Here is a 19,214-nt window from a genome sequence, read left to right as displayed (position 1 = left end):
AACCGCGTCAGCCACTTCAGCGCACTGATGCGGCTCCCGGCGCGTCGAACCCTCAATTCGAGCTCGAGGCGACCGCTCCCCCACAACAAGAGGATATCACATGACAGATCATGACGCCGATCTCGGGTACGCGACGGCGGTCGAGCTCCGGAGCGGCTACGCCAGGAGAGAGCTCTCCCCGACCGAGGTCGTGAAAGCCGTGCTCGACCGGATCGATGCGAGAGATCCCGCAATCAACGCGTTCTCCGTGGTGATGCGCGAAGAGGCGCTGGCGTCAGCGAGGCAATCGGAGGCGTTGCTTCGCAGCGGGACGGCGAGACTCCTCGAAGGAATTCCGGTCACGATCAAGGACGCCTTCGACGTCGCCGGTCGCGAGACGTCGACTGGTTCGTACGCCATGAGGGGACCGACTGCGGCAGCCGACAACATCATCGTGGATCGCCTGCGGAGGGCCGGCGCGATCGTGATCGGAAAGACGACCATGTCCGAGTTTGCCTGGTCGGGCATGAGCCGGAACCCCGTGACCGGAGTCACCCACAATCCGTGGCGGCACGGATTGAATGCGGGCGCCTCCTCGGCCGGAGCCGGCGCCGCTGCGGCGGCCGGCTTCGGTCCGCTGCACCTTGCCTCCGACGGAGCCGGGTCCATTCGGATGCCGTCGCACTTTTGCGGCGTTTTCGGATTGAAGCCCACTTTCGGGCGCATACCCTACGTTCCCGTCTCGAACAACGACTACGGCACCCATGCCGGACCGATGACACGAACCGTCGCCGATGCTGCGTTGATGCTCGAGGTCATGGCGGGGCCGCACCATTTGGATCATACCTCGTGCGAGGCTCGACCGGACGCCTATCTCGCCAAGTTGAAGGCGTCGATGAGGGGCAAGCGCATCGCCTTCAGCCTCGATCTCGGGCACGCCCGCGTTGACGAGGAGGTGGCCGCAATCGTCCGCCGTGCCGCGTCGACTTTCGTCGACGTGCTTCAGGCAGACGTGCAGGAGGTGACGCCCGACTGGGGTCCGCTTGGGCCGGATCTCGGGCGCTTTTTTTGGAGCGTCTATATTGGGCGTCACGCAAAGCTGCTGGCCGAATGGGAAGGTCGCATGAGCGCGGATCTCGTGGCATGTATCCGTTCCGGCGCCAATTTCTCCGCTGCTGATTACATCAACATGCGGGAGCGCAAGCTGGCCTATGTAGCCAAGATTTCATCATTCCTCGAAGACTGGGATTATCTCATAACGCCGGCCGCATCGGTCGCGGCATTCCCGGTCGAACGGGTGAGGCCGCCGCATTGGCCGGAGCATGCTTGGGACTGGCTCGCTTGGGCAGAGTTTCTCTACCCTTTCAATATGTCCAGTCACCCGGCGGCGAGCGTCCCCTGTGGGATGACCCCTGCCGGACTGCCAGTCGGCCTGCAGATCGTGAGCCGCCGGTTCAACGATCTGGAGGTCCTGCAGGCCGCCGCGGCGTTCGAGGAAGCCGTACCGATGTGGCGGCAGCGTCCGATTATCGGGCAGTGTTGATGGATGGATTCCATCAGGTCGCCGAAAATGCGCTGCCGTCCGTCTCTTCGCGGGATTGTTCGCTCGTCTCCGTTATAGAGAGCTCGTATTCCCTCAACAGTTGCATTGCCTCGAGTAAACCCGAACTCGCCCGGTTTCCGGCGTGCCGGGTTAAGAGGATGATTGAAGCAAGTAGCGCAGGCTGGGCTGGTGTGGGGAAAGGCGGTAATCCTCCAGTGACTCAAACCCCCGATAACTCCAAGAACTCATCCAAACACGAGCTGCTCTTCGCCGAGAGTTTGCTACCGGGCCATTCCGACAAGGGCAAACCTGTTGGGGGCTAATTGCAGGTTTGAAGACACGTTTGTCGGAATAGCCACTGATTTTACTGGGAAATCATACGCCTCTTAATCAGCGGGTCCGAGGTTCGAGCCCTGGTGCGCCCACCAATAAAATCAAAGAAACTTACAGCCTATTCAGGCGGATCAGAACCGGAACGCTCAGCGGGTCTTCGATCGGTCTTTGACGACGGCGAGCCCGTTTCGTTCGCCGCGATCTTACAAACACCTGACGAAAACATACCAGCGAGCTTCGCCATCGCGCTCTCGGCCAGGCGCACGTCGCGGCCGCGGTAGTGGCAATCAAGGATAGCCTCAACGTCTCTCGGGCTGTGGCCGGTGAACGTGGCCATCTCCGGCACCGTCGCGCCCGAGAGGGCCAGGCGCACCACGGCCGAGCCGCGCAGATCGTGGAAGGTCAGTCTTCGTTGATGCCTACGGCGACCAGGGCGTCGGGCTCTGACAAGCGGCTGGATTGGGACAGCGAAGGGCTGCTTTCCGTCCAAACCCGGCCGGAGCTCGACAAGCCCGAGACTCGTCCTCAATCCCAAAGACGGCTATCGGACGGCTTTGTTGAAGCAATACGTCTGCGCGGGGGGCTCCCCTCGCTCCGTCTGATCCCAACAGAGGATGATCGTACATCCCCAGGGCTTTACGACCACGTTGCGGAAGCCTGTGGGACTGCGCGCAATTGCCGGACTTGATAATGGCCGAGAACTCTATTGCAGCGGGGACCGCGTCTTGGTCGCGGCGTCGTAGACCAGAACTTGCAGCATTGGAAACCTGCCCAGCAGTTCGGCCCCGGCTTCTTGAGCAGCCGCCGCGCTCTCGTAGTGTGTCTTGAAGTGACCATCGACCACAAGCGAGAAGCCGTCGGTCGGCGCCACATCAGCCCTTTGGATGTTTCTCGGCTCAATCTCGCCGGTTTGTGTGATCGTCTTTTTCATGGGTGCCTTCATCGCAATTCTGGGTTAGCGGGTTGGTTGAATGCGCCGGCAGCGCCAGTGCGCATCTGAATTCGTTCAGGGGCTTAACCGGCAACGGGATGGCGCGCTTAATGTTCCGCGATGCGCAGCAGCCGGCCGTGGAATTGCAGTCTTTCGGTCCGACGACCTCAGTCGTCCCTGATGATCTCCGGGTTTGTCGGACAAGACCGCATCGAGACGGGAATTGTCAACCTCGATCTTGCCGTTACAGCGTTTGAAGCCGAGCTTCTGGTCTCGGACATCGAAGGCAGCGGTGAGGCCCTGAATCTCGGAGAACTGCTGCGCAAGGCTTGCCGCCAAAGTTCCAGGGGATGAATGAGCCGGCGAATGAAGGCGCGCTGTTCTATTTGAACGCGCAAAGGTTGTTATCGGATGCCGGAGTAGCCATCTGACGGAGGACACGATCGCATCGCTGTGACAGCGCCTGTCGCGAAGCGCGGCGCTTCTAACCACGCCAAATCCTACCGACGGCACCACCAATGGCAGTCGCTTCGAGATGCGCGTCAAGGGCAAGGACAATCCATGACCGTCGAACATGCCTCCGTGCAGGTTGCGCGCAAACCGTGGGGAGTTGCAGACATCCGCCCATGGAGCCGTATCGACATTTCCGGCGACGCGGTCGGAGAGTTGTGGTTTGATCGCGTCGATAAGGACGCACCAGGCTCCGCCCTTCTGCTCAAGCTCCTGTTTACGAGCCAGCCTCTATCGATCCAGGTCCATCCCGACGATGAATTCGCGCGCGCCATTGATTTGCCGAACGGGAAGACCGAGGCATGGTACATCCTGTCGGCCGCGCCGGGCGCGCGGGTAGCGCTCGGACTCAAGCGGCGCCTCACATCACAGGCCCTGCGTGCAGCGATCAGGGACGGCTCGATAGCCGGTCTCATGCAATGGCGCCCTGTTGCGAAGGGCGATTTCGTCTTCGTCCCCGGCGGCACAATCCATGCCATCGGCGCCGGTATCGTGCTCGCCGAGATTCAGCAACGCAGCGACACGACGTTCCGCCTGTTCGACTTTGGCCGGCACCGCGAGTTGCACGAAGACGATGCGGTGGCCGCTTCCGATGCCGGTCCACTTCGGCCTCAATCCGCCCCGCGGCGTCTCGCCGACGCACGAAGGGTTCTCGTCGCCAGTCCACAATTCGTGCTTGAGCGGATCGATCTCCAGCCAAATTCGCACTGGGCGCTCGAGACCGATCGGGAAACCTGGATCCTCGTGATCGAGGGGAGGGGGCGGATCGGGCGGACGAATGCGACCATGGGTGATGCCATCTTCATTGAGGCCGACAGCGCCGGCATCGAGGTTGGCCCGAACGGAATGGGCGGACTGGTCGCCTACCCGGGACCGAATCCCCTGGTTTCGCTGCTGCAAGACTGCACCGGACGAATGAACAGATCTCCCGCCGCATCCGGTGCCTCGGGCAAGATCATCGAGGCACAGATATGACGTCACTCCACCGTATCGCCCTTATCGGTAACTCGCTGCCTCGCCGCTGCGGAATCGCAACCTTCACGACGGATCTGCAGAGGGCGATATCGGCGTCACACCCCGAGCTGGAGACCTGCATCGTGGCGATGACCGATCGTGGACAGGTCTACGACTATCCTCCGGCGGTCGCTTTCCAGATCAAGGACGACAATATCGAAGACTACATGAGCGCAGCGGATTTCCTGAATGCCGGCCGGTTCGACAGCGTGTCCCTGCAGCACGAATTCGGTATTTTTGGCGGCGAAGCCGGTGCTCATATCCTCGCACTGCTGGAGCGCCTGACGATGCCGGTCGTGACGACGTTCCATACCGTACTGGCCGATCCCACGGTGCAACAACGCGCGGTCATGGAGCGCATTGTCGATGTGTCGTCGAAAGTGGTGGTTATGGCCAACAAGGGCCGCGACCTGCTGCGCAGCGTCTACCTCGTGTCGGACGACAAGATCGAAGTGATTCCCCACGGTATTCCCGATGTCGCCTTTGCCGAGCCCGACGCGGCGAAGGCCAGGCTCGGCTTTGACGGCAAGTCGGTCATTCTGACATTCGGCCTGCTATCCCCGAACAAAGGCATTGAAGTCATGATCGATGCGTTGCCATCGATTCTGAAGTCCCGTGCGGATGCGGTGTATGTCGTGCTCGGGGCGACGCACCCCAATCTGGTTCGAGATCAGGGTGAAGCCTATCGCGAAAGTCTGATGGCGCGGGTCCGCAAGCTTGGTGTCGGAGACCACGTGGTCTTCCTCGACCGGTTCGTGGATCAGGCCACGCTGCTTGAGTTCATCTCGATGTGCGACGTCTATGTCACGCCCTATCTCAACGAGGCGCAGATGACCTCCGGAACCCTGGCCTACAGTTTCGGGCTCGGGAAGCCTGTCGTCTCGACGCCCTACTGGCACGCACGCGAGCTGCTTGCCGATGGATGCGGAGTTCTGGTGCCTTTTGGCGACGCGGCGGCGATCGGCGGTGAGATCGCCGAACTGCTCACCGATGACGTGCGCCGGCAGGCGATGTGTCGACGAGCATATGCAATGAGCCGAATGATGACGTGGGAACGCACGGCCGAGCGTTACATGTCGACCTTCGAGACGGCGCGACTGGGGCACCGGCTCAGGGTGCTCGCGCGCCCCGGCGCCGGCTCGCAGGAGCTGCCCGGCCCCGCGGCTCCTGACATGCAGATCGGCTATTTCATGACGATGTGCGACGATATCGGCCTGTTCCAGCACGCGGTGCAATCGGTGCCGGACCGCTCGCACGGTTATTGCGTCGACGACAATGCCCGGGCGCTCCTCTTGGCCTGCGCCCTGAACAATCCCGGCGAGCAACCGTTGCCGGACATCCTGACGACCCGCTTTGCGGCTTTCGTGCAGCATGCGTGGAATCCCGAAACCAGGCACTTTCGCAACTTCATGGGCTTCAACAGAACCTGGCTTGAGGACAAAGGCTCCGAAGACAGTCACGGGCGGACGCTATGGGCATTGGGAGAGGCGGCCCGCGGAGACACTAGCCCGTCGCGTCGCAGGTGGGCCGCCGATCTGTTCGCCAAGGCTCTGTCCACGGCGGAGAGCTTTGGTTCACCCCGCGCGTGGGCGTTCATGCTGCTAGGGCTGGACGCTTATTGCACTGTCGCTCCGGATGATCTCCACGCGAGAGAGGTCCGGCACGCTCTTGCGGACAGGTTAATGTCCTGTCTGGCGTCGGTAGAGACGCCTGACTGGGTATGGTTCGAAGAAGGGCTCGCTTACGACAACGCGCGATTGCCGCAGGCTTTGATGCTGGCTGGGATGGCAACGCAAACGCCTCGATACCTCGATGCCGGATTGCGGTCACTGCGCTGGCTGATGACGCGGCAGACGGCGGTGGAAGGTCATTTCCGGCCGGTGGGCACGGCCGGATTCGGTGAGCAGCGGCGACATCCGCGCGCGTTCGATCAGCAACCCGTCGAAGCAACGGCGACAATCGCTGCCTGCCTGACGGCGTGGCGTGCGGACGGCGATGCGAAGTGGAAAGCCATGGCGCTGCGCGCCTTCGGCTGGTTTCTTGGCAGTAATGATCTGTCCGTGGCACTGGTCGATCCGCACTCCGGAAGCTGTCGCGATGGATTGCACCCGGATCGCGCCAACGAGAACCGCGGAGGCGAGTCGGTCGTCTGCTATCTCCTTGGACTTGCGGAGATACGTCAGCTTGCGCGCGTCAACACCAGCCTGACCAAGCCCCTGGCCCTACGCGCCGTGGGTGCCTGAATTTCATCTTTTATCCAGTGAACCGAGGATATCGTGTCACAAGCAACCTTCCTGAATCGGCAGGCGCTTCATCTGCGCCCCGACCCCGCGCGGGTCATCGTGCGGCCATTCAAGCCGTCGACGGAGCCGCGCGATCTCAACCCGACCGACAAGATGCGCGCCAATCATATCGTTGAGCGAGTTCTCGCACTCGACAAGGAAGCGGTTGCCGCCCAGCTCGCGGACGTCCTTGACAATTTCAAGGGTCGACATCGTAACCTGCTGGAAAGGTTCGAGGCCCGCGCAGACGAAATGGAGGACGCTTTCGCAACGCATGGCGTCTTCTCAAAAACGCAGCGCCAGCTGATCGGCGCATATTTCCTCAATGAGTATTCGTTCGAAGCCTCTGCCTTGTTCAACCCCAGCATCGTGGCGCACCCCGATCAATCGGGAGTGCCGAAGGGCAGCGTGCGGTTCGTGCTCAGTCTCCGCGCCATAGGCGAAGGGCATGTGTCGTCGCTGACGTTTCGAAGCGGGACCATCGCGGCTGACGGCAGTCTGGCCGTTGATCCGACGGCTCGGCTCGCGTCGATTCCCCGGATTTGCCATCGCGTATCCGGACCGGACGGCGAGCGCATCGAGTTGATCTTCAAGCCGGAAGAAGACCTGACCGAGCGCGTCATCTTTCCCGTCACGGAATCCCAATCGAACGGCATAGAAGACGCGCGCTTCGTCGAATTCAGCGACGGGGATCGAAAGACCTACTACGCGACCTATACAGCCTACAGCGGGCGGGCGATCCGATCCGAATTGATTGAGACCAGCGATTTCATATCGTTTCGACTGGCGCCTTTGCGGGGGACAGCAGCAAGGAACAAGGGTATGGCACTGTTCCCGCGCAAGATCGACAACAAGTATGCCATGATCGCGCGGCAAGACAATGAGAACTTGTATCTGATCTATTCGGACGACCTGCACACATGGGATGGCGGCCAAGCCATTCTGAAACCGCAATTTCCCTGGGAGTTCGTCCAGATCGGAAATTGCGGGTCGCCGATCGAGCTCGATGAAGGCTGGCTGCTGCTGACGCATGGTGTCGGCCCGGTCCGCAAATATTCGATCGGCGCGGTGCTGCTCGACAAGCGCGATCCCTCCAAGGTGCTGGCGCGTTCGCGCGAGCCACTGTTGCGGCCCGAACCGTCCGAGCGCGAAGGATACGTCCCCAACGTCGTTTATACCTGCGGCGCGATGCGGCACAACGACCGGATCATTCTGCCATACGCGGTGTCGGACACGTTCTCCAACTTCGCGACCATCGAGATTTCGGCGCTGCTGGCTGCAATGAGGCGCTGAGTGCCTCTATCATGATCGGTGGCGTCAACCGCGCTTCAGTTGACGTCTCTGATCTCGCTTTCCCTGTTCGAAAGGTTACTCGTCTGGCCTTTCCGAGAGCTGAATCCGCATCCCGCCGCGACGAAAAAGTCGATTTCAGGAGGCATGCATTCAAATTCAATAGCGACTTGTGGTCCCGACCTACTCGTGCGCCTTGACGCCGGGCCGGACGCTGATGCTTGCAAGTTCGCGACGCTCGTCCTCTGTCAGCTGCCAATCCTCGCACTGGCCGCGGAGCTGCCGGAAAACGTCGTGTAACTTGCTTCGAGCCACCTTGACGATCTCGGTATCGTCGAATTCGCAAGAGCTTAGAAAAATCGGCAAGGCAAAGCTGGTCTGACGGCTCTCGAATTGAAACGTCAGGCTAATGTCCTCGCTGCGTTCATTCGGCGGAATCATCTCGATGCGTGCGATCTTTATCTTGAATGCATTCATGCGCATCATCTAGTTCGGTCGGACCATGGAACGAGATTGTCCGAAGGAGACAGCACTTGCCAACGAATTTGAGTTGATGATCGTGACCTCCGCTTGTTCTTGACGGCGCTCGGCAGCGATGCTGACGCGATCACCACCAAATGATGGCGACGGCGAGCGAGATCTGCCTTACAACGTCATCCAAGCTGTTTAACAGCGCAATGTGGCTGGCAAGTGCCGGCCGTGACATACTTCCAAGAAACCGGGCTTACACGTTCTCAAAGTGCGGCCGTTCGACACGGCTTCTTGCCCGCGACGGAACCGCCACCGGAGCGTCAGAGCAGGTCTGCCCGCGTGATGGTATCGAAGCTCGGCGTATCGACGTCTGTTGGGCGCCGCGGCAGCAACCCCGATACCCCTGGTAGATGAGAAGGCAGAGGTGCGCCGGCGAGTTCGGCGAATGGGTTCCACATTACAGGGGCGGTGCAATGGCCCGCGGACGCTATCCCCGAGGTTCCGGTTGCAACGTTCTCCTCCGCCCGAGGCAGTCAGTTGTGACAGCGCGGAAGGCGGTAGCTATACTCGAAACTTGTTGTTCCAGAATGCCGGCCGGGCATGGCCGTTTCGCGAGCAGAGGCGCTCGCGGTGCCGGCTCGATTGGTTCTCGCAGTCATCTACTTGGGAGCTCGCTTTGAGTAATTCTACTGAGCGGCCAAAGTATGAACGCCTGGCTGACTTCATTCGACAGAACCACGCTCCTATCGTGAAAGAATGGACGGAGTTCGCTCGAACGCTGTCCCCGGCTAGCGATCGGATGTCGAAACTGGCTCTTGAAGATCATATCGTCGATCTTCTTGGGTTTGTGGCGGACGATCTCGAGACTGTACAAACCCCGCGGGAGCGGTTCGATAAATCGCGGGGCGACGGCCCGCAAGATAGCGCCTTTTCTCAAAGCGCGGCTGAGCTTCATGCCGCGCTACGTCTCGCCGACGGCTTTGATATTGATCAGATGGTCTCGGAGTACAGGGCGCTTCGGGCAAGCGTTGTCAAGCAGTGGGTTGCGCACCATAGGACCCTCGCCGGAACCGATATCGAGGATTTGACGCGGTTCAACGAAGCGATCGATCAGGCCGTCACGGAGTCGGTAGCGCACTACACAAAGACGATAAACGACTCGCGCAACCTGTTTCTGGGCGTCCTTGGCCACGACCTGCGCAATCCCCTCGGCGCCGTTTCAATGGGGGCTCTTTGGATGGAGCGATCTGCAATAACCGACGCAAAGCAGGCGAGGGTCGTTTCGGAGATCAGGATGGCGGCAGGGCGCGCAACACAGATTCTGAACGATCTGCTCGATCTCACGCGCTCGTCTTTCGGCACTCAAATCCCGGTTACAAAGACCAGGGTCGACGTTGCGGCTTTGTGTCAGGAAATCGCGGATGAGTTTCGTGCCGTCAACGCAGATCGGAAGTTTGAGGTCACGCATGACGGTGATCCGTTGGTTTCATGCGACTCCGCGCGCCTGGGACAGGTGTTGTCCAACCTTATGGGCAACGCTATCCAATATGGCGACGTAACGACCCCGATCACGGTGACCGTCGCGGGTCACGATCCCGATGCCGTTACAATCAGCGTGCACAATCTTGGGTCTTCAATCCTGCCTGATACGCAAAAGTCAATCTTTCAGTCCTGGACGCGCGGCCAGGATGTGGGAAATCTGTCCGAGCACAACACCCACCTTGGCCTTGGCCTCTACATCGCAAAATTGATCGTCGAAGCCCATGGCGGCGAGATTTCTGTGGTGTCGAACGAACAGACAGGGACGTGCTTTTCTATCCGGCTGCCGCGCAGATGACGCCTGTCATCTTCGTGTGGGGAGGTGTGCGGCATTCGACCTGCGGCGATATGCGAGGAAAGCCGGTCAAGGGGCACATTGCCGAGCGAGCTCAGCGAGATGTGTGCAGATTGCGGCGCTTAAAGGCGTGACTGCGGGAGTGTGTCCCGGCTGACGACATTTTTTGCGCGCCTGAGAGGGCCTAATATGAACGAGCGAAGCTCTCCTGGGCGTCCTGATCGTCGAGGATGAGCCGATGCTTCGCGCAATTCTTTCTGAGCGGTGAGGCGCTCGTCCCACTCACCCTTCGCGAGGTGATCAATATTGACCGGCACATCGGACCGGAAAGTGCCACACTTTGTCCACCACCGCGCGGCCCTCGGCATCTGTCGGTGATGAGAACGCTATCGCGCTCCCGCCTTCTCTGGACAAGGAGCACGACATGCAGCGACGCTATTTCAGGCAAACCAGCTCGCTTGAAGAACGCCTTGCCGAACAAGCGCGGCTCCTGCGTCAGAAGGCAAGATCGCTTCCGCCGGGTATTGAACGGGAGCAAGCAATCCGCAAAGCTCGACAGGCTGAGACTGGCGCTCAAATCAGCGAGTGGCTGTCCTCACCCGGAGTGCTGGCTCCGAAATGAAGGAGCGGCAGGTCATGCGGGGCGGTTCTCCCGCACGACCTGCTACTTCCAGCTCTCATAGAACGTTCTGGACCGCTCGGGTGGGATCGCAGATCCTCAGCAGGCGGCCGAGATCCTGCTGGAAAGTATCAAGACGCAGATTCTTAAGGGCGAGAGCCTCACGCTGATGCTTTCGAGCTATTGCCGCGCTCGAGTAGCAGCAGAAGGCAGCATGATGAGGCGCCCGGATCCTGATGGCAGCCCGCGCGATCAGCTCATGATACCGATCAGTCTCGGTCGTTTGCCTCTTCCCTAACCACAGGCGGTGTGTGGCCAAGCTCAATTTTCTGCGCCTGTTGGGCCCGCTCCTTGTCCGCAGGCTGGTCTTCTCCGCGCACGCGCGTGATGCCGTGGTCTGATGTCTTGGTCATGGTGACCTCCTGCTTGACCAAACCCGGCTCAGCCCCAACGTTCCAAATGCCGGACTTGTTTCGCGCTGGGTGGGACGTTCGCGTCGCTCCAGTTTGCCGCGTGGCCAACTGGCGTCATCCCTGTGTGTGACGGCGTCGTTCTGAAAGGTCGCCTTAGCTGCTCCCACTTGACCACAGTCCATCGCAACATGGCGAGAGGAGGCTTCTGAAGGACCGGCACGTCAAAATCCCGGTGCAAACGCCGCGGACGCCGGATGACACGCCAAGGATATCAAGAAACACGCCGTCAAACAAAAGCCGTCCGGGCGTTACACCGAACGGCTTTTCCTCGCGGCTCCCAGTCTCCTGGTTCTGCCGCCAGATACAAACCGCCTTCTCACCCTTTGTTCCTCGCAAGCTTCCTGTTCTCGGCAGGTCGGCGGCCCACGCTCGGAGACGAGATGAACGGCCATCTTGTCCGGGCCGCTGCACTCAAGTCCTGGAAGCGCCTCGCCAAAGACCATCCTCCGTGTCGTTCGGATTCGGGAGTTCGCTACCGGGCAGTGGCCAACCAATTTCGCCTGCAGTCCGTCGAGTTGCGGCAGAAGGTGTGCGGAGGCAGATGGCCGCTGTCCATCCCGTGCGGCCACCGAGCAATTTAGCCGGCGGGCTTTTTGTGGTCTTTGTGCTCACGTGGAGCGCCGCGATTTTCGTCAGTCTTTTCTGCATCCTCCGGCTTTTTCCCAGCCATGTTTCCGGGATTGAAGTGATACTTGCCTTCCGGATTCTCGCCGGGCTGCTTCTCATCGGGATCTTTGTTGTTGGCCATTGGACACTCGCTCCTGAGAAAGGGTAACGGAGTTGAACGAGATCAGTGTTGCTATGTTCCAACTCTGTCTCATTGACTTGTGTTCGTTCGGTATGCGCAACTCAGTGAGGCAATCGCGCCACGGCTTGAGCGAGAAATTCCAGCTCCTGCGAGAAGCAACAGCGACCGTGACGGGTGCGAACACGAACGCATGAAAACCTCGTAACGATCGCAGCGTACATGCTTGCGATGCCGCCCCAAAACTGTGTGGAACGAAAGCCCAACCGCCCCCGTTGACGATGAGCTGCAACATTTCTCAATTCGCCTGAGGCATCGTGCAGACCAACTGAGGTACTGCACATGGCTCTTCCGCGAACACGTTCCCCCTCCCTCCTGTCCGACTATGTGGCCGTCTTGCGGCGGCACCCTGCGCGTGCGGCCTTTGCAGCGGCAGCTACTCTTGTCGGTGCCATAGCGATCGTAAACCAGCAATTCGCCAGGAAAGCGGAACGCGATAACCCGCCGCGTGGGCAGTTCTTGGAGATCGATGGCGTCCGGCTGCACTACGTGGAACGCGGCAATGGGCGTCCGCTTGTGCTCTTTCACGGCAACGGCAGCATGATCCAGGATTTTGAATCAAGCGGCTTGATCGATCTGGCGGCCGATAGCTACAGGGTGATCGTGTTCGACCGCCCCGGATTTGGACACAGCTCGCGGCCGCGGAATGTGATCTGGACGCCCGAAGCACAGGCAGATCTGTTCAGAAAAGCGCTGGATCGGCTGAGCGTTCAACGGGCGATTGTGCTTGGACATTCATGGGGTGCTTCGGTCGCTCTTGCGCTGGCGATAAGACATCCGTCATTTGTCGAAGCCTTGGTGCTGGCATCGGGATACTATTTTCCCACTGTCCGTGCTGACGTGGCGGCATCTTCGGTATCGGCGATCCCCGGGATGGGCGATGCCATCACTCACACCATCTCGCCAATTCTCAGCCGCCTCCTGTGGCCTTCCATGTTGCGCAAGATGTTCGGTCCGCAGCCAATCCCGGAAAAGTTCGATGGTTTCCCCAGGGAAATGGCGGTGCGACCGTCACAGATGCGTGCCAGTGCTGCGGAAGCGACGTTGATGATGCCCGCGGCATACGAGGCCTCGCAGACCTACGAGCAACTCGAGATGCCCACCATCATAATTGCCGGCGATGACGACCGGATAATCGACATCAACGAGCAATCGGTCAGACTGCATGGTGAAGTCAAGCACAGCAGATTGCGCCGCATCGCCGGAGCAGGGCATATGATCCAACAGTCTGCCACTGCTCAGTTGATGGCGGCCATCGACGAAGCCGCTTCCGAGACCCGTATCGGCGGGAATGCCCCACAACGGTTTGCCAAGGCTTAGGAACGCTCCCACAGGGCACTTGTTGCTCCTCAATCAGGTCGCACGTTCACGGATATTACTTGCGAGAATATCCGCGCGATCGAGCAGTCCAGTCATTTTCTATATGACCAGAGGTTGCTGCGACGGAATCGCCTTCCGGCCGGTTTGGAACCTGACTAAGCGCGCGGTTTCGCTCTCAATGTGCGGCAAGAGTTCTGCGTGGCCTGGATCTGGAAGACTATCAGGCCAGCTGGCAGAGCCCTCCCGGCGATCTAAAGCTGACGCTCGCTGGGACGTCTAGACACTGGACCAGGTTGGCACCACGCGGCGCGAAGAAAGGTGCGATGGCACAGGCCGGCAAGAGCTGGCCAATGTTCCGCAGGAACGGAAGCCTATGTATGTTGGTTGGCACTCGTAGGTTGGCGCGCATTGCAAGGGTGGCCTTGACTGGTTTGCCGTGAGTCGTGTCCGCGTCGGCCTTGCAGCGAGCAAACACGGTGTGTCGTAGATGAAAATCGGAAAATGGTATGATCCAATCTCGGAGCGCTGGATTCTTCCGTACCCATCGACTTCTGCGGCAAATTTCCTACTATCGGACGACGCAGAGACTTCCGAATGCGCGAGGAAGGCCGAAGCGCAGCGACGCATCTGGGACGCTCTAGTTGACTGCTGTTCGCATTGACGACGCGCCGTCGCCATTGTCATGGCGCCCAGTGTCGCATGGCATTGATGCGAGAGCGGCTCCTTTGCCTCGGCCGGTCGAGGCTGGTCGAGGCCCCTGGCGAGATTCGGGCCTCTTGTCAGTCGACGCTTGCGCTCCGTGCGTTCCTCCTCCGAGGGAGGGCGCATCGTCGGATCACCGCTTGCTTCTAGAGAGGCTACGCAAGGAAGATGCGATTTGCCGGCGCTGATTCCGCTCGGGTCCGAGCGGGAGCGACCGAGCAAACCGGAGCATCTGGCAGCGCAATTGAACAAGTTGCGAGATGCTGTAGCCGATTTGGTTCTCTGTTCGCTTGCGCTGAAGTGACCGCATGACATCAACCATGGTTAAGCGGAGCGCCACTCATCGTTGCCGCTTCGGTCGCAGCGTTCAGATCTCAGGTCAGCCTGTGAAATGCCGGCGGCAACGCCTCTCGAACCAGTTCGCTTAGATCCAAAGCCTCGCCACTTTCGACAATGTCAGAGAATAGAATCTCGACGAAGGGATGTTGGCGGTTGAATACGGCGCCTCGCTCGTATTTCGCGCGCACAATCCGTTGGAGTGCGGGGAGGTTCAGTCTGCCGAGTGCGTTGTATTGATCTCGGAAGAGGCTTTGACGTCCTCCGAGATGCTCGACAGATTCCGCCCAAACGTCCACCACCTTCCGGCTCATGAAGGCCTCGACCCGTTCGTTGCCCTCCCGAGCGAAGAGCCGGAGCCCGTCCATGCTGTGCGGCCCGTCATCGATTCGAAAGTGCGCAAGTGACATGGGAATCCTCCTATTGTCGGCGCTTATTCATGTCGGCAGCCTGTCGAGGAAAGTTCGCCGCACTCAACTGCCCGACGGTACGATCAGACACACAGGATATGGGTATGGAAGGTTCGAATAGCGAGGGTGCAAAGCAGGCCCCGCAAAGGCGTGTCGCTGCTGCCTTCTGCAATGATCCCGTCAAGCGCTCCATGGTGAGCTATATTGACCAACGCATCGCGTCGCCGGGTCCGCATACTCTCTATGCTCCACCTCAAGGTCGTGTCGCGCGCAGGGCGAGCGCCGCCTTGTCTGTGAATGGCGAAGGCCTACTGATGGGCGCACAGTGAACCGCGCCGCTTGGAAGGTGACTCTTCCCGTAGAATTGCGAGCAATCAGGGAGTAAAGTCTGCCTAACGAGGTCGCCCCTGCAGGTTCTGGGCGGCAGAAGCAGCTGCTCGTCTCCGTTCGCTTGGCGACTGATCGAAAGCGAGTAAGTTTCGTCCAGTCAAAGGAGTCCATACGTGGCGAAATCGACCAAGGACGCGTTCGACCCCAAAAGATTTCTCGCCAAGATGGGCGCGGGCAAAGCAATTCTCACATTTCGCAAGAACCAGCATGTGTTTGAGCAAGGAGACGCTGCGGACTCGGTGTTTTACATTCAAAGCGGGAAGGTCAAGCTGACGGTCGTATCGGAGCAGGGAAAGGAGGCGGTCGTTGCGATTCTGGAGCCTGGCCAGTTCTTTGGCGAGGGATGCATGAATGGTCATACGTTACGTATCGCGACGACAACAGCGATGGAAGATTGCGTCATCACGTCGATAACCAAAGAAGCGATGATGGCGGCTATTCGCGACGAGCCGAAATTTTCACAGCTGTTCATGTCGTACCTTCTGACCAGGAACAGCCGGATTGAGGAGGACCTGATCGACCAGCTATTCAATTCGAGCGAACGGCGGCTTGCTCGTCTGCTGTTGCTCCTCGCGAACTTCGGCAAGGAAGGCAGCCCGCAGCCGATCAGCGCGAGTATCAGTCAGGAAACATTGGCTGAGATGATCGGAACCACGCGATCGCGGGTCAGCTATTTCATGAACAAGTTTCGAAGATTGGGACTCATCAGCTATAATGGCCATATCGAGGTCCACAACTCGCTCCTGAGTGCGGTGTTGCACGAGAAGCCTCTGCTCAGAGAGCGCGACTAGAAGGACCGCCCGAACAGACGGCCCCAGAGCGTGGGGGCGCTCCAAGGCCGTCATTTCCTCGGATGCTTTGGGGGGCGTTTGCATCCGGTCGCCCTTCACCAAGTTACGCCACCGACATTCGTTCCGGCACAGGCTCAAGTCGCTTCTGTGGGACTAAACCCGGGGCCCAGACTCACTGTATCCCGCTTAGGAAGGGATCTCGTCGGTCCACACTTTGAAGCTGACCAAGGTGTTGGGTCCAAATGTCTGGGAAATCGGGACGTCAGCGGCATCACGTCCTTGAGCAATCAGTATACGTCCAATCCGGGGGACGTTGTTGCGTGGATCGAACGTGTACCAGCGCCCGCCAATATAGGCTTCGAACCATCCCGCGAAATCTCCTGGGGCGTAGGGGGGAGGCATGCCAATGTCGCCCAGATAGCCGGTGCAGTATCTGGCCGGAATGTTCATGCAGCGACAGAACGTGATGGCCAGATGCGCGAAATCTCGGCACACGCCCTTACCCTCGTTGAAAACGTCCCGGGCGGTCTTGGTTGCGCGCGCGTGCTCATAGCCGAACTGAATGTGATTGTGAACGAAATCACAGATCGCCTGAACGCGTGCCCATCCGGGCGGCTCCTTCGCAAAGAGTTTCCACGCGACATCGGACAGCTGGTCGGTTTCGCAATAGCGGCTGCCAAGCAGATACACGATCGTCTCTGCCGGCAAGTCCTCGACCGCGTGTTGGGAAGCTGAGGGCACAACGACGTCCGGCAGGCCTGTGTCCCGAACGATCCCATCAGCCGCCAGACGCATTCGACCCGCTGGGGCAACGATACGGCTGCACCAGTTACCGAAGCCGTCGCGGTAGGGGACGATCGCAACCGAGGGGTCAGTGGTCAGATAATCGGGCACGATCACATCTGAAGCCCGGGTAAAATGAACACCCAGGACCATGATCATGGGTGTGGGCTGCGGAAAGTCGTAGATCATCTCATAGCCGACCCGGATCTTCACTGGCGTTCCTCAAATCTACGAGATGGACTCGACCGCTTTGATCTTGAGTATGCTCACTCTACACTCTGGTATGTTGCGCCGGCGCAAGCTCTAGCACTCTGGCGGTGCTTGAGGTTGATGCTATCTCATTTAGCAAATAACTACAAAAGAGCCGACGCTGTTTTGACGTTGACGTCCACGTTCATCCCGAGCTCATCCTCGCCAGTCCCCCAATACGTGCCGAACAAAGGAATGGCCTGACTCGGAATTCTGGCCACCGCCACGCGGACCAGATCTACGCGAAGGGACCATCCATTTGCGTATCATGAGGAAGAGGCCTCCGATCTGGATGGTTCTCCGATCCCGAAGATCGTGTCGGTCGATGGCTTTACTACGGGCTTTATCTGCGTACCGGATCGCGATGGACCTGCCTGGCTGGGCGGGGGAGCCACCCATGCCTGGTGCCAAATTTACGTCCCCGGTTCCGGCTGGGTCGAGTTCGATCCGACCAATGGAATTGTCGGAAACCGAATGAGATACCGCGCGCCAAACCCGATATTCCAACAAGCTGATCAAATTTGCACAGACGCAGGGCGGACCACCCTGCAATACTACCTCCAAACCGGGGCCTGAGGTGTCACGATGCATATGTCGAGCGAAGGGCTGCTGGTCATACTCTTTGTCGGTCTCGCTGCGGGCTGGTTGGCGGGTCAAATCGTCCAGGGAACCGGCTTTGGAATCATCGGTGACCTCATTGTCGGGATTTTGGGCGCCTTTGTCGGAAGCTGGTTGCTACCTAAGCTCGGCATCCATCTTGGTACCGGAATGATCAGTGCGATCGTCGATGCGACCATCGGAGCGATATTGCTGCTGCTCATCGTTCGGTTGCTTCGGGGTGGCAGCGGATGGGGAGGTCGATGGGGCGGCAATTGGGGTCGGCGATGGTGACGCATTCCCGCAGAACGGCTTGCGACGGGCCGCTGTGACCTCGCTTCCGGCGCCGCGACTGTGGGCTCGCTCGCCGGCTTCCAAGAGCCCGTGCGGGTCAGGCGAATGGAGACCTTTTCAACTCCGGCTTCTGGCCGAGGCCCGCCTCTCGGAATGAAATGAGCCGCCGCTCCTTCTCGTCCCACAAGGTCCTCGGCACGCATTGCAAGCTCTGGAAGAGGGTGATTCTTCCCACAATGGCGAGCTCCGGATGATCCCGGAGCACGTCCGGCAACCGATAGCAGGGGATTCGACTGCATAAATGATGGACGTGATGGACGCCGATGTTCGCGGTGAACCAGCGCAAGACAGCCGGCAAGTGGTAATGCGAACTGCCATAGAGCGCAGCATCGTGAAAGCTCCAGGCCTCATCACGTGACCACGACGTGTTCTCGAACTGGTGTTGAACGTAGAACAACCACACACCGATCGACGCCGCCAGAATCATGATCGGCAGATGCACCAGCAGGAATGGGCCAAGGCCGACCAGCCAAATCATGCCGGCGACCAGAGCCGCGATGGCGAGGTTCGTACCCATTGTACTCAGCCACGGCCGCCAGCCGCCATGCATCATCCCGATCGGAAGCCGAAACCGCAGGACGAACAAGTACGTGGGGCCTACGCCAAACATCACAGCCGGATGCCGGTACAGGCGATAGAGGATCTGGCGCCATCGAGGCCGCGCGGCAAACTCGCTCACGGTCAATGTGTCGATGTCGCCGGAGCCCCTATGATCGAGATTGCCCGAACTCGCGTGATGGCGGGCATGGTTGCGCCGCCAGTAATCGTAAGGCGTCAGGGTAACAACGCCAAGGGATCGCCCGACCCAGTCGTTCGCGAGGCGAGCCCGAAAGAACGACCCATGGCCACAGTCGTGCTGGATCATGAAAAGACGAACGAGCAGGCCCGCCGCAGGCACCGCCAGCAGCAGACCGATCCAGTGGCCGTAGGCAACACCAGCCAGCATCAGAGCCCAGATGACAAAGAACGGTACTGCTGTGATCACCAGCTCAAAAATGGCGCGAGAATTGTCGGCTTGGCGATAGCGCGCCAGCAACTGTGCCAACGAGCGGGCTTCTGGTGCACTTTGAATCATGTCCAATTGCTCTTGGATTGGCTGGCAAAGTCGGGACATCGTCGCCGACCGGAAAGATCACGACCTTCGGTGTTCGCACAACGCAACGCATGACACCCGGTACCGCGCCGACAGCGACGCAAG

The 19,214-nt window shown here is 59.7% G+C and carries 19 protein-coding genes and 2 pseudogenes; 11 read left to right on the top strand and 10 right to left on the bottom strand.

The window, feature by feature from the left end:
• The first annotated feature begins 190 nt into the window (after nucleotides 1–190).
• Complete coding sequence (locus tag ABIA42_RS22760) at nucleotides 191–1,522, top strand: amidase (protein ID WP_370120981.1); 1,332 nt, start codon at nucleotides 191–193, stop codon at nucleotides 1,520–1,522.
• Between the two features lie 451 nt (nucleotides 1,523–1,973).
• Here ABIA42_RS22760 and ABIA42_RS22755 read toward each other — a convergent pair whose 3' ends face one another.
• Both ABIA42_RS22755 and ABIA42_RS22750 read right to left on the bottom strand, forming a co-directional pair.
• A complete protein-coding gene (locus ABIA42_RS22755) occupies nucleotides 1,974–2,192 on the bottom strand; it encodes a hypothetical protein (RefSeq protein ID WP_370120984.1) in 219 nt (72 codons plus the stop codon).
• 366 nt (nucleotides 2,193–2,558) lie between these two features.
• Complete coding sequence (locus ABIA42_RS22750) at nucleotides 2,559–2,786, bottom strand: hypothetical protein (RefSeq protein WP_271533688.1); 228 nt, start codon at nucleotides 2,784–2,786, stop codon at nucleotides 2,559–2,561.
• 180 nt (nucleotides 2,787–2,966) lie between these two features.
• Here ABIA42_RS22750 and ABIA42_RS22745 point away from each other — a divergent pair, with 180 nt between their 5' ends.
• From ABIA42_RS22745 to ABIA42_RS22735, 3 genes are all read left to right on the top strand, one after another.
• Nucleotides 2,967–3,140, top strand: coding sequence for a hypothetical protein (locus ABIA42_RS22745; RefSeq protein ID WP_370120987.1), 174 nt, complete (start codon nucleotides 2,967–2,969; stop codon nucleotides 3,138–3,140).
• 207 nt (nucleotides 3,141–3,347) lie between these two features.
• Nucleotides 3,348–4,271 (top strand): mannose-6-phosphate isomerase, encoded by a 924-nt coding sequence (locus ABIA42_RS22740; RefSeq protein ID WP_370120990.1) that lies wholly within the window; start codon nucleotides 3,348–3,350, stop codon nucleotides 4,269–4,271.
• Nucleotides 4,268–6,553, top strand: coding sequence for a glycosyltransferase family 4 protein (locus ABIA42_RS22735; RefSeq protein WP_370120993.1), 2,286 nt, complete (start codon nucleotides 4,268–4,270; stop codon nucleotides 6,551–6,553). The genes ABIA42_RS22740 and ABIA42_RS22735 overlap by 4 nt, the downstream gene beginning before the upstream one ends.
• 36 nt (nucleotides 6,554–6,589) lie before the next feature.
• Here the strand turns inward: ABIA42_RS22735 and ABIA42_RS22730 are convergent, their stop codons facing one another.
• Entirely contained in the window at nucleotides 6,590–6,805 is a 216-nt protein-coding gene (locus ABIA42_RS22730; protein WP_370124110.1) for a hypothetical protein, read from the bottom strand.
• Here ABIA42_RS22730 and ABIA42_RS22725 point away from each other — a divergent pair.
• Nucleotides 6,707–7,885 carry a glycoside hydrolase family 130 protein gene (locus ABIA42_RS22725; RefSeq protein WP_370123984.1) on the top strand — a complete coding sequence of 393 codons (1,179 nt, stop codon included), beginning with the start codon at nucleotides 6,707–6,709 and terminating at the stop codon, nucleotides 7,883–7,885. The genes ABIA42_RS22730 and ABIA42_RS22725 overlap by 99 nt on opposite strands.
• A gap of 180 nt (nucleotides 7,886–8,065) precedes the next feature.
• Here ABIA42_RS22725 and ABIA42_RS22720 read toward each other — a convergent pair whose 3' ends face one another.
• Entirely contained in the window at nucleotides 8,066–8,359 is a 294-nt protein-coding gene (locus ABIA42_RS22720; protein ID WP_271533679.1) for a hypothetical protein, read from the bottom strand.
• Nucleotides 8,360–9,029: 670 nt separating this feature from the next.
• Between ABIA42_RS22720 and ABIA42_RS22715 the strand changes: the two genes are divergently transcribed.
• A complete protein-coding gene (locus ABIA42_RS22715; RefSeq protein ID WP_370120996.1) occupies nucleotides 9,030–10,190 on the top strand; it encodes an ATP-binding protein in 1,161 nt (386 codons plus the stop codon).
• Between the two features lie 421 nt (nucleotides 10,191–10,611).
• On the top strand, nucleotides 10,612–10,809 hold the full coding sequence (locus ABIA42_RS22710) for a hypothetical protein (protein WP_370120999.1): 198 nt from the start codon (nucleotides 10,612–10,614) through the stop codon (nucleotides 10,807–10,809).
• A gap of 266 nt (nucleotides 10,810–11,075) precedes the next feature.
• On the opposite strand, the gene ABIA42_RS22705 is transcribed toward ABIA42_RS22710, so the two are convergent.
• A complete protein-coding gene (locus ABIA42_RS22705; protein WP_271533673.1) occupies nucleotides 11,076–11,219 on the bottom strand; it encodes a hypothetical protein in 144 nt (47 codons plus the stop codon).
• 637 nt (nucleotides 11,220–11,856) lie between these two features.
• Entirely contained in the window at nucleotides 11,857–12,027 is a 171-nt protein-coding gene (locus ABIA42_RS22700) for a hypothetical protein (protein ID WP_271533671.1), read from the bottom strand.
• A 339-nt stretch (nucleotides 12,028–12,366) separates the two neighbouring features.
• Here ABIA42_RS22700 and ABIA42_RS22695 point away from each other — a divergent pair, with 339 nt between their 5' ends.
• Nucleotides 12,367–13,404 (top strand): alpha/beta fold hydrolase, encoded by a 1,038-nt coding sequence (locus tag ABIA42_RS22695; RefSeq protein WP_370121002.1) that lies wholly within the window; start codon nucleotides 12,367–12,369, stop codon nucleotides 13,402–13,404.
• A gap of 1,076 nt (nucleotides 13,405–14,480) precedes the next feature.
• On the opposite strand, the gene ABIA42_RS22690 is transcribed toward ABIA42_RS22695, so the two are convergent.
• The gene (locus ABIA42_RS22690) at nucleotides 14,481–14,852 is read right to left on the bottom strand and encodes a signal transduction histidine kinase (RefSeq protein WP_370121005.1); all 372 of its coding nucleotides are present in this window, start codon (nucleotides 14,850–14,852) and stop codon (nucleotides 14,481–14,483) included.
• 503 nt (nucleotides 14,853–15,355) lie between these two features.
• Between ABIA42_RS22690 and ABIA42_RS22685 the strand changes: the two genes are divergently transcribed.
• Nucleotides 15,356–16,033: a Crp/Fnr family transcriptional regulator gene (locus ABIA42_RS22685; RefSeq protein ID WP_271533665.1), complete on the top strand. Its 678-nt coding sequence runs from the start codon at nucleotides 15,356–15,358 to the stop codon at nucleotides 16,031–16,033.
• 186 nt (nucleotides 16,034–16,219) lie between these two features.
• Here the strand turns inward: ABIA42_RS22685 and ABIA42_RS22680 are convergent, their stop codons facing one another.
• The gene (locus ABIA42_RS22680; RefSeq protein ID WP_271533663.1) at nucleotides 16,220–17,029 is read right to left on the bottom strand and encodes a transglutaminase family protein; all 810 of its coding nucleotides are present in this window, start codon (nucleotides 17,027–17,029) and stop codon (nucleotides 16,220–16,222) included.
• Between the two features lie 140 nt (nucleotides 17,030–17,169).
• Nucleotides 17,170–17,304, bottom strand: a pseudogene (locus ABIA42_RS22675) (transglutaminase family protein); the annotation flags it as partial.
• Nucleotides 17,305–17,395: 91 nt separating this feature from the next.
• Between ABIA42_RS22675 and ABIA42_RS22670 the strand changes: the two are divergent.
• Together ABIA42_RS22670 and ABIA42_RS22665 are read left to right on the top strand one after the other, a co-directional pair.
• A pseudogene (locus ABIA42_RS22670) lies at nucleotides 17,396–17,539 on the top strand (transglutaminase domain-containing protein); the annotation flags it as partial.
• Between the two features lie 111 nt (nucleotides 17,540–17,650).
• Nucleotides 17,651–17,956 (top strand): GlsB/YeaQ/YmgE family stress response membrane protein, encoded by a 306-nt coding sequence (locus ABIA42_RS22665; protein ID WP_370121009.1) that lies wholly within the window; start codon nucleotides 17,651–17,653, stop codon nucleotides 17,954–17,956.
• A 97-nt stretch (nucleotides 17,957–18,053) separates the two neighbouring features.
• Here the strand turns inward: ABIA42_RS22665 and ABIA42_RS22660 are convergent, their stop codons facing one another.
• The gene (locus ABIA42_RS22660; RefSeq protein ID WP_370121012.1) at nucleotides 18,054–19,091 is read right to left on the bottom strand and encodes a fatty acid desaturase; all 1,038 of its coding nucleotides are present in this window, start codon (nucleotides 19,089–19,091) and stop codon (nucleotides 18,054–18,056) included.
• Nucleotides 19,092–19,214 lie beyond the last annotated feature (123 nt).

It is taken from the genome of Bradyrhizobium sp. USDA 327 (assembly GCF_041262065.1).
GTDB classification, from domain to species: domain Bacteria; phylum Pseudomonadota; class Alphaproteobacteria; order Rhizobiales; family Xanthobacteraceae; genus Bradyrhizobium; species Bradyrhizobium liaoningense.
Note: the sequence above shows the minus strand (reverse complement) of the source record. Positions and strands in the feature narration are given on the sequence as shown.